The sequence below is a fragment of the Methylobacterium sp. J-068 genome (assembly GCF_022829445.1).
Lineage (GTDB): Bacteria > Pseudomonadota > Alphaproteobacteria > Rhizobiales > Beijerinckiaceae > Methylobacterium.
Genome location: NZ_JAKSXY010000008.1, coordinates 1 through 10057, shown reverse-complemented (window position 1 = coordinate 10057; position 10057 = coordinate 1). Strand labels below are relative to the sequence as shown.

The window sequence follows — 10057 nt, the reverse complement described above, 5'->3', positions numbered from 1 at the left end:
ACCGATAGACCAGCGCCCGGAATTTTCCGGACCCAAGCCCTCAGCAAATCAGGAGATGCAAAAACAAGCCGCTCACAACGTGGCCGCTCGCCGATGAACAGGGGTATAAAAGCCGGCGAAGAAAAGGTCAATGCCGAAAATTCGAAAATCGTCCACGGTGCCCCCTGCCGAACCCATGCGGGGCAATCCGGCGCCCCGTGGCCATGACGCCTCAATCTCGACATGCTGGCCCCTGACATCCGGGTCGGATCGATCTCGTCCGATGCGGCTTCCGGGCTGGCGCGAAGCGCCGGCGTCTGCGATGCCGGAACACGAGCGGTCGTATGACATCTGTGGGGACCCAGGACGTTGAAGCGCGGCCGTCTGAAGATCGGTGACCCGAACGACGCCTCGGAATCCCGCCTCGGCACACGCATGCCGGCCTCGCGCCTGCCGCCCCTGGACCTGCTCGGCCCGGATGCGACGCGGATGGACCGGCGGGACGTGAACCTGCGCTGGCTCTGCGCCAGCGCCCTCACGGGCCTGACCGGCGCGGCCCTGATCGGGGCGGCGATCCATGTCTCGCTGCAGAGCGAGGTCTCCTTCGCGGCCATTCCGGAGCGGGCTTCGGCCGCCGTGCGCCCGGCGATCAGCGACGGCACCGTCAACCTCGCGCGCAAGGGCGACCGCCTCGTGCGCAACCTCATGATCGCCTCGGCCAAGCAGAGTTTCCGTGCGCCCGTGACGGTCCGCCTCGGGGATCGCGAGATCATCAAGGTCCGGCCCTTCATGCGGGTCTCGACCGCCCTGTCGATGACGACGGGCGTCTTCGTGGCGGAGATGCCGCGCTTCGATCCGATGAAGCTGACCACCGACGAACCGTTGGAACGGGCCCCCGAGCCCGGTCTCGCCGATGCGCCCGGGGCGGAGGTCTCCGTCGTCAAGCGCGACCTCGGCGGGATCGAGATCGAGCCGGGCGCGCCCGCCCTCAGCGACGACGACGTCGCCGCGCAGATCGAGGAGGAGCGGCGCCTCGCGGCGGAGGCGGGACGCCGCACCGCAATCCCGATCGCGCCGCAGATCATGCTGTCCCGCACCCTGCAGCAGGGCGCCGCGACGCCGGATTTCGACGGCATGACGCGCACGACCGACGAGGGCTCGCCCTTCAAGTCCATCGACGTGCTAGTCGTGCCCGAGAACGTCACCCGCCTCGCCAAGACGTTGAGCGGCGGGAGCGAACCGCCCCTGGTGGAGGAGCGCGATCTCGCGCTGAAGCGCGGCGAGACGCTCGAAGCGGTCCTGAAGGGCGCGGGCCGGGCCAGCGACGACCAGGTGCGCGGCATCGTCGCCGCCCTCGGCGGGCGGACCCGCACGGCGGATCTCGGCGAGGGCCAGCAGTTCCGGCTCCAGGTCGCCCCCGGCCCGAAGCCCGGTGATCCGCGCCAGGTGACCCGCGTCAGCCTCTACGGCGAGAACGGCATCGAGGCGATCGCGGCGATCAACGATCGCGGCAGCTTCGTCTCGGTGGCGCCTCCGACCGAGGACGCGCCCGCGCGCGTGGCGCCGGCCCTGGCCGAGACCACGGAGGACGGCGAGGAGGATGGCGGCACCGGCCCGCGCCTCTACCAAAGCCTCTACGAGACCGCCGCCCGCCACGACCTGCCCCGCACTACCGTGGACGACCTCGTGCGGATCTTCGGCTACGACGTCGATTTCCAGCGCCGGATCTCCTCCGGCGACAGCCTCGACGTGTTCTACACCTTCGACGAAGAGAATGCGCAGGGGGCCCAGCCGGGCTCCACGGAACGGCCGGAACTCCTCTACGCCGCGCTCAACCTCGGCGGCGAGGCGCGCAAGGTCTACCGCTTCCAGTCCCCGGACGACGGCACCATCGACTATCTCGACGAGCAGGGCCGGTCCCTGAAGAAGTTCCTCATCCGCAAGCCGATCGCCGACGGCATCATGCGCTCCGGCTTCGGCTACCGGCGCCACCCGGTGCTCGGTTACGCCAAGCTCCATACCGGCGTCGATTGGGCGAACCCGATCGGGACGCCCATCGTCGCCGCCGGCAACGGAACGGTGCTCAAGGCCGACTGGGATTCGGGCTACGGACGGCGCATCGAACTCCAGCACATCAACGGCTACGTCACGACCTACAACCACATGTCGCGCTTCGCCCGGGGCGTGACCGCGGGAGCCAAGGTGCGCCAGGGCCAGGTGATCGGCTACGTCGGCTCCACCGGCCTCTCCACCGGAGCCCACCTCCATTACGAGGTGATCATCAACGGCCACTTCGTCGACCCGATGAAGATCCGCGTGCCGCGCGGGCGCGAACTCGACGGGCGGATGCTCGCCGAATTCACCCGCCAGCGCGAGCAGATCGAGGGCACGATGCAGAAATCGCGCACCGCCATGGCCCAGCGCGACGTGATGCGCTGAGGCCGGGCCGATTCGGGCCGTCGGGATCAGGGAAAGTCCGGATCAGGGAAAGCCGAGGCGCCGGCGCAGGGCGGCGGCATCGGCTCCGGCCGCGCGGAGGTCGGCGAGGGATCGCGAGCCCCGGGACTTGGCGAGCTTCTCGCCGGTCTCGTCCAGCACGAGGGCATGGTGGTGGTAGCGGGGTGAGGCCGCGCCGATCAGCGCCTGCAGCAACACGTGGAGATCGGTGCTGGCGCGCAGGTCCGCGCCGCGCACCACGTGCGTGATGCCCTGTAGCGCGTCGTCCATGACGACCGCGAGATGGTAGCTCGTCGGAACATCGCGTCGGGCGATCACCGGATCACCCCAGCGCCCCGGATCGGCAGGCTCGAACCGCTCCGCCCCGATCCGGTGCGTGCCAGGCCCCCTCCCCTCACCGATCTCGCCCTCGCCCATCTCGACGGAGAAGCTCCGGACCGCGTGCGGACCCGGGGCGGCCTCGAGGGCTCGTGCCATGTGGAGGCGCCAAGTATGGGGGCGTCCCGCCGCGCGGCGCGCCTCCGCCTCGGCGGGCGGCAGGTGCCGGCAGGTGCCGGGATAGAGGGGAGCCCCGTCGGGATCGCGGGGGACCGGCTGGCCGCCGCGCGAGGCTTGCGCCTCCACCGCGGCCGCGATGTCGCCGCGCGAGCAGAAGCAGGGATAGGCGAGCCCGCGCGCCGCCAGGTTCCGGATCTCGGCATGGTAGTTCGCCAGATGCGCCGATTGCCGGCGCACGGGGGCCTCGAAGCGCAGGCCGAGCCAGGCGAGGTCCTCCGCGATCGCGGCGATCCATTCGGGCCGCGAGCGGCCGGGATCGAGATCCTCGATCCGCAGCAGCAGCCGGCCGCCGGAACTCCGGGCGAGGGCATCGTTCAGCAGGGCCGAGCGCGCGTGTCCGAGGTGCAACCGGCCGTTCGGGCTCGGGGCGAAGCGGAGGACGGGACGCGTCACGGCCGGCCCCGCTTGGTCCGTGCCGGCTTCAGCCGCCGACGCGGCGCAGGCAACTCGGTTCCTTCGGGACGCAGGCGATGCCCGGCAGCGAGCAGGCAACGCCTCCAGCGTCGCGCTGACAGACGTGGCAACCGTCGCTCCACTCGGCGCAGGCCGGATCGGAATCCGGCGTGGCAGCCGCCCGGTGGGGCGCCGGCGCGGGAACGAGGGCGCCGACCGCCACCGTCACGGCGACCAGGGCGACGACGCTCCAGGCGACGCGGCGATCGTGGCTGCGCGTGGGCGCGTCGGCGGTGACATTGTCGGCCATGGAGCGGTGTTCGCGCGGGCCGGGGCGGGAGTCAACGCTCACCTGTCAGCGTTCCGGTTCCGACGCTCACGCCGCCGCCGAGCGGCGGTCGAGCAGGCCCGGCAGGGCTCGCAGGTTCAGGGGCTTGGCGAGGAAGCCGTCGAAGCCCGCCGCGCGGGCGGCCCGCTCGTCGTCCCGGCCCGCATTGGCAGTGAGGGCCACGAGGTACAGAGGCGCCGCGCCCTGCTCCGCTTCGAGGGCGCGGATCCGGCGGGCGGTCTCGAGTCCGTCGAGGCCGGGCATGCGGATATCGAGGAGGGCGAGGTCGAACGGCGCGCCCGCGCCGGCCTCGCGGATGCGGGCGAGCGCCTGATGTCCGTCCTGCGCCAGCACCACCCGGGCGCCGAGGCGTTCGAGCGCCTTGGTGGCCAGTAGGGCGTTGATGGGATTGTCCTCGGCCAGGAGCACGCGCGGGCCCGTCGCCGCCGGTTCGGCCTCCTGTCGCCCGCTTTCCTGCCACACGCCCTCCTGCCGCACGCCCTCCTGCCGCACGCCCTCCTGGGGCGGCGCGGGCGCGAGCAGGCGGTCGAACAGCGATCGGGCCCGCACCGGCTTGATCAGGTAGCTGTCGAAGCCGGCGGCGCCGGGTGATCCGAATTCCCGGCGGTCGAAGGGCGAGAGCAGGACGAGGCTGCAGCGCACGCCGCTGCGGCGTGCCTCGGAGGCCAGCCCGCGCACGGCCGCGTCGCCGAGCGTCCGGTCGGCCAGGACCGCGTCGAAGGCGGCGCCCGCGATGGCGTCGAGCCCCGCTTCCGGGCTCGGGACGACCACGGCGGCGGCGCCCGAGCGGGTCAGGCGGCGCGCGAGGTAGGGCGCCTGGAACGGTGAATCGGCGACGATCAGCACCTTACGGCCGCCGAGCCCGGGCGGCCGCTCGCGCGCCGCCTCCACGATCTCCAGCGGCAGCGCGACGGTGAAGCGGCTGCCCCCGCCCCGCCGTGCGCCGGCCTCGATCCGCCCACCCATGCGGGCCACGAGGCGCCGGGTGATGGCGAGGCCGAGACCCGTGCCCTCGTGCCGCCGGCTGGCGCTGCTGTCGCCCTGCTCGAATTCCTCGAACAGGAGCGGGATGCGATCAGCCGGGATGCCGGGGCCGGTGTCGTTGATGGCGAGGTGAAGCCCGGTCCCGTCGCGTCGCAGTTCGACGCCGACGCCGCCGGAGGGGGTGAACTTGATGGCGTTGCCCGCGAGGTTGATCAGGATCTGGCGGACCCGGTCGGCATCGCCGATCACGCGGAGCGGAACGTCGTCCGCGATGTCGAGGGCGATCTCGAGGCCCTTGTCCTGGGCGCGGGGGGCGAGCAGTTCGACGACGCCCTCGGCGATCTCGGCCGGATCGAAGGGCTCGGCGGCCAGATCGAGGCGTCCCGCCTCGATGCGGGAGAAGTCGAGGATGCCGTCGATCAGGGTGAGGAGTGCCTTGCCCGAGGTCCTCACCGCCTCGACATAGGTGCGCTGCTCGGGGTCGAGGCCGGTGTCGAGAACGAGGTCGGCCATGCCCAGGATGCCGTTCAGCGGGGTCCGGAACTCGTGGCTGACGGTGGCGAGGAAGCGCGACTTCGCGACGTTGGCGGCCTCGGCCCGGCTCAGCGCCTCGTCGAGAGAGCGGGCGGATTCGACGCGCGCCGTGATGTCGGCGCCGGCCCGCAGCCAGTGCGTCTCGCCGTTGCCGCCGGACATCGCCATCTCGATGAAGGAGAACCAGCGCGGTGGCCCCGAAACGGGCGCGAGGCGCATCTCGACGCGGCGCACCCCGTCCCGGCTCCGCTTGGCCTCGCCGCGTTCCATCACCTCGACCTGCCGGGTCGAGCCGAGGAGCGCCAGGGGCTCGACGCCGACGAGGCGGGCGAAGCCCTCGTTGGCGAAGGTGATGCGGCCTTGCGCATCGCGTTGGACGATGACCTCCGTGGTGGCCTCCACCAGGGCGCGGTAGCGTTCCTCGCTCTCGGACAGGCGCCAGATTCGATCCTCGAGCTCCTCGATGCGAGCCTCCGTGCCGTAGCGCGAGGCCGGATCGCCGCCCGGCCGGACGCGTGCGCGCAGGGCCCAGCCCGCCGCGAAGGCGAGGAGGGCGGGGACAAGGACGAGCAGGACGTCCTGAACGGTCATGAAAGCGGCCTCTCCGGCGGGGCCATCCGCCGCCGGGACGGACGATGACGCGGCGAGGTTGAAGGCGGGCTTTCCAAAGGCCCTTAACGAAGCGTTACGCGATCCCCGGAAAAGCGGCCGCCCGCCCTCTCGCGCTTCACGGGCCGGCCGCGATGGTGTAGGCGCGGCGGCTTGATCCCGCGCCGCGCCCGTGGCGGCCGCGTGGAGCGCGAGACAAGAGTGTCATGACGGCTACGAGTTCAGCGAATCCCGGTCAGGCCCGCATCGCCGCCACCTTCGCGCGCTGCCGCGCCGAGAACCGTGCGGCCCTCGTCACCTACGTGATGGCCGGCGATCCCGATGCGGAGACGTCGCTCGCGGTGCTGCGGGCGCTGCCGGCCTCCGGCGCCGACATCGTCGAGTTCGGCCTGCCCTTCACGGACCCGATGGCCGACGGCCCGGCGATCCAGGCGGCCGGCCTGCGGGCGCTGAAGGGCGGCCAGGGCGTCGCCCGGACCCTCGAACTGGTGCGGCGTTTTCGCGATGGGAACACCGAAACACCCGTGATCCTGATGGGCTACTTCAACCCCATCCACACCTACGGCGTCGCGCGCTTCCTCGACGACGCCCTCGCGGCCGGAATCGACGGGCTGATCGTGGTCGACCTGCCGCCGGAGGAGGACGACGAGCTCTGCCTGCCGGCTTTGGCCAAGGGCCTCGCCTTCATCCGCCTCGCGACGCCGACCACGGACGAGAAGCGCCTGCCCGCCGTCCTCGCGAACACCGCCGGCTTCGTCTACTACGTCTCCATCACCGGCATCACCGGAACGGCGACGCCGAATTTCGATCGCGTCGCGGAGGCGGTCGGGCGCATCCGGCGCCACACCGACCTGCCCATCGTGGTGGGATTCGGCGTGCGCACCGGCGCGGATGCCGCCGCCATCGCGCGCGGTGCCGACGGCGTCGTGGTCGGCTCCGCCCTGGTCGATGCCCTGCGGGGCACTCTCGACGCGCAGGGGTGCTCGACCGGCGGCACGGTCGAGGCCGTGAGCGCCCTGGTCCGCGAACTCGCCGAGGGCGTCCGCGCGGCGCCCCGCGCCTGACGCAATTTCGCGCGACGCTTCGTCAGACTCCGAGAGACCCCGCACCGAACGACCTCGCACAAGGACACCGTCCCCATGATGGTTGAACCGATGAACTGGATCTCGGAGGTCGTGCGCCCCAAGATCAAGACCCTGTTCAAGCGCGAGACCCCCGAGAACCTCTGGGTCAAGTGCCCCGATACCGGCCAGATGGTCTTCCACAAGGAGGTGGAGAGCAACCACTGGGTCATTCCGGGCTCCGAGCACCACCTCAAGATGAGCGCCCAGGCGCGCCTCAAGATGATGTTCGACGAGGGCACCTGGATCGACGTGCCGCTGCCGGAGGTCGCCGTCGATCCGCTCAAGTTCCGGGACGAGAAGCGCTACATCGACCGCCTCAAGGACGCGCGGGCCAAGACCGGCATGACCGACGCGTTCAAGATCGGCTTCGGGCGGGTCTCGGGCCTGCCGATGACGCTCGCGGTGCAGGACTTCGCCTTCATGGCCGGCTCGCTCGGCATGGCGGCGGGCGAGGCCTTCGTGCGCGGCGCGGAGACGGCGCTCGACAAGCGCACGCCCTACATCCTGTTCTCGGCCTCGGGCGGCGCGCGCATGCAGGAGGGCATCCTCTCGCTGATGCAGATGCCCCGCACCACGGTCGCCCTGCGCCGGCTCCGGCAGGCCAGACTCCCCTACATCGTGGTGCTGACGAACCCGACCACGGGCGGCGTCACCGCCTCCTACGCGATGCTCGGGGACGTGCACCTCGCCGAGCCCGGCGCGCTGATCTGCTTTGCCGGACCGCGCGTGATCGAGCAGACGATCCGCGAGAAGCTGCCGGACGGCTTCCAGCGGGCGGAGTACCTGAAGGCGCACGGTATGGTGGACCAGGTGGTGCATCGCCACGCGCTCAAGGAGACCATCGCGCGCCTGTGCGGCCTCCTGACGAACCAGGAGCCCGGCGCGGCCCCGGCCCGCACCGCCGCCCCGGTGCCGGAACCCGCCTGACCCCTCCCCTCTCGCCGGCCCCCCTCCCCCGCGACGCGACGTTTCGACCATGGATTCCTCCGACGCGCTGATGGCGCGCTTCCTCGCTCTTCATCCGCGCACGATCGACCTCTCGCTGGGTCGGATCGAGCGCCTGCTCGCGCGCCTCGGCCACCCGGAGCGCAAGCTGCCGCCGGTGATCCACGTGGCCGGCACCAACGGGAAGGGCTCCACCATCGCCTTCATGCGGGCGATCCTGGAGGCGGCGGGCCTCGCCGCGCACGTCTACACCTCGCCCCACCTCGTGCGCTTCCACGAGCGCATCCGCATCGGTGCCATCGGGGGCGGCGCCTTCGTACCGGAGGACCGCTTGGCCGACGCACTCGCCCGCTGCGAGGCGGCCAACGAGGGCGAGCCGATCACGGTGTTCGAGATCACGACGGCGGCGGCCCTGCTGCTGTTCTCCGAGTCTCCCGCCGACGTGCTGCTCCTCGAAGTCGGTCTCGGCGGCCGCGTCGATGCCACGAACGTGATCGACCGGCCGGCGGCCGCCGTCGTGACGCCGATCGGCCGCGACCACGCGGAGTATCTCGGCGACACGGTGGAGGCCGTCGCCACCGAGAAGGCCGGCATCTTCAAGAAGGGCTGCCCGGCGATCATCGCGGCTCAGGACTACGCCGAGGCCGACGCCGTGCTGTGCCGCCTCGCGGAAGCGGCCGGGGCGATCCCGATCCGCGTCGGCAACCAGGATTTCTCGGTCCATGCCGAGCGCGGGCGCCTCGTCTACCAGGACGACGTCGACCTGTTCGATCTGCCCAAACCCCGCCTGAACGGACGCCACCAGTTCACGAACGCGGGCACCGCCATCGCGGCCCTGCGGGCGGCGGGCTTCGGCGACATCGGCACCGCCGCGATCGAGGCTGGCCTCAACACCGTCGAGTGGCCGGGCCGCCTGCAGCGGCTGAACCGGGGCCGGCTCTCCGAACTCGTGCCGGCTGGCGCCGAACTCTGGCTCGACGGCGGCCACAACATCGACGGCGGCCGCATCCTCGCCGCCGCGATGGCGGATCTCGGCGAGCGCTCGGACGTGCCCCTGGTGCTGATCGTGGGCCTGCTCGGCACCAAGGACGCGGAAGGGTTCCTGCGCAACTTCGTCGGCCTCGCCCGCGTGCTGGTGGCGGTGCCGATCGCCGGGTCGATGGCGGCGCGCCCCGCCGAGGAGGTGGCGCAGATCGCCGCCGATGTCGGGCTGATCGCGCAGGCCGCGTCGGGCGTCGAGGCGGCCCTCGAAACCCTGGCCGACATCGCCTTCGAGCAGCCGCCCCGCATCCTGATCTGCGGCTCGCTCTACCTCGCGGGCGCCGTCCTCACCGCGAACGGAACGCCGCCCACCTGAACAGTCTTCGATCCCCGCCCCCAGGTACAGGCGGGGCGTACCACCGCCGGTGTGACCCCCGCGCTACATCTTGGCTGTGGAAACTGGCGTAGATTGCTCGCGATCGGGCATTTCGCTGGGGATCATAATGAAAAAGCTTCTTACGTCACTCGCGGCCTTCACGGCCCTCACTGCGGCGGCCTCCGCCGCCGACCTTCCGCGCCGCGCGGCTCCGCCGGTGTTCGTGCCGGTGCCGGTGTTCACCTGGACCGGCTTCTACGCCGGTTTCAACGCTGGTTACGGCTTCGATGCCGGCAACGGCTCCAACGGCCCGGCCCTCATCGTCGCCAATTCCCCGATCTTCCTCGGCACGGCGGCCAGCCCGCTGGGCGGCGGTCGCGGCGCCGGCGCCTTCGGCAGCCGTGATTCGAACGAAGGCTTCGTCGGCGGTGGTCAGATCGGCTACAACTACCAGTTCACCCCGGGCTCCGGCGTCGTGGTCGGTGTCGAGGCCGATGCCCAGTACGTCGATTTCGGCCGCAGCCGGAACCGCTACTCCAACATCGTCGGCGCCCTGAACCCCGACCTGGTTCCGGTGAACCCGAACGGCCTGTCGGGCCTCGACTACTTCGGCACCGTCCGTGGTCGCCTCGGCTACGCCTTCGACCGCGTCCTGTTCTACGGCACCGGCGGCTTCGCCTATGGCGGCGGCGGCGGTTCCGATTTCGGCCTGCCCAACAGCAGCCGCAACGACTTCCGCACCGGCTGGACCGCCGGCGGCGGCATCGA

At 71.5% G+C, this 10057-nt stretch carries 8 protein-coding genes; 5 read left to right on the top strand and 3 right to left on the bottom strand.

The window, feature by feature from the left end:
• Positions 1–348: 348 nt before the first annotated feature.
• Positions 349–2418 carry a M23 family metallopeptidase gene (locus MKK54_RS00210; RefSeq protein WP_409564100.1) on the top strand — a complete coding sequence of 690 codons (2070 nt, stop codon included), beginning with the start codon at positions 349–351 and terminating at the stop codon, positions 2416–2418.
• Positions 2419–2460: 42 nt separating this feature from the next.
• On the opposite strand, the gene gluQRS is transcribed toward MKK54_RS00210, so the two are convergent.
• From gluQRS to MKK54_RS00195, 3 genes are read right to left on the bottom strand one after another with little or no spacing between them, the layout of a single operon-like run.
• Positions 2461–3387, bottom strand: coding sequence for a tRNA glutamyl-Q(34) synthetase GluQRS (gene gluQRS / locus MKK54_RS00205; RefSeq protein ID WP_244008512.1), 927 nt, complete (start codon positions 3385–3387; stop codon positions 2461–2463).
• Positions 3388–3415: 28 nt separating this feature from the next.
• Positions 3416–3739 carry a hypothetical protein gene (locus tag MKK54_RS00200; protein ID WP_409564099.1) on the bottom strand — a complete coding sequence of 108 codons (324 nt, stop codon included), beginning with the start codon at positions 3737–3739 and terminating at the stop codon, positions 3416–3418.
• A gap of 24 nt (positions 3740–3763) precedes the next feature.
• A complete protein-coding gene (locus MKK54_RS00195) occupies positions 3764–5845 on the bottom strand; it encodes an ATP-binding protein (protein WP_244008511.1) in 2082 nt (693 codons plus the stop codon).
• A gap of 224 nt (positions 5846–6069) precedes the next feature.
• On the opposite strand from MKK54_RS00195, the gene trpA reads away from it, so the two are divergent.
• The 4 genes from trpA to MKK54_RS00175 form a co-directional block, all read left to right on the top strand.
• Positions 6070–6927: a tryptophan synthase subunit alpha gene (trpA, locus tag MKK54_RS00190; RefSeq protein WP_244008510.1), complete on the top strand. Its 858-nt coding sequence runs from the start codon at positions 6070–6072 to the stop codon at positions 6925–6927.
• Between the two features lie 78 nt (positions 6928–7005).
• Entirely contained in the window at positions 7006–7914 is a 909-nt protein-coding gene (gene accD / locus MKK54_RS00185) for an acetyl-CoA carboxylase, carboxyltransferase subunit beta (RefSeq protein WP_244008513.1), read from the top strand.
• Positions 7915–7963: 49 nt separating this feature from the next.
• Positions 7964–9289: a bifunctional folylpolyglutamate synthase/dihydrofolate synthase gene (locus MKK54_RS00180; protein ID WP_244008509.1), complete on the top strand. Its 1326-nt coding sequence runs from the start codon at positions 7964–7966 to the stop codon at positions 9287–9289.
• Positions 9290–9416: 127 nt separating this feature from the next.
• On the top strand, positions 9417–10057 hold a 641-nt coding region (locus tag MKK54_RS00175), incomplete at its 3' end, for an outer membrane protein (RefSeq protein WP_244008508.1).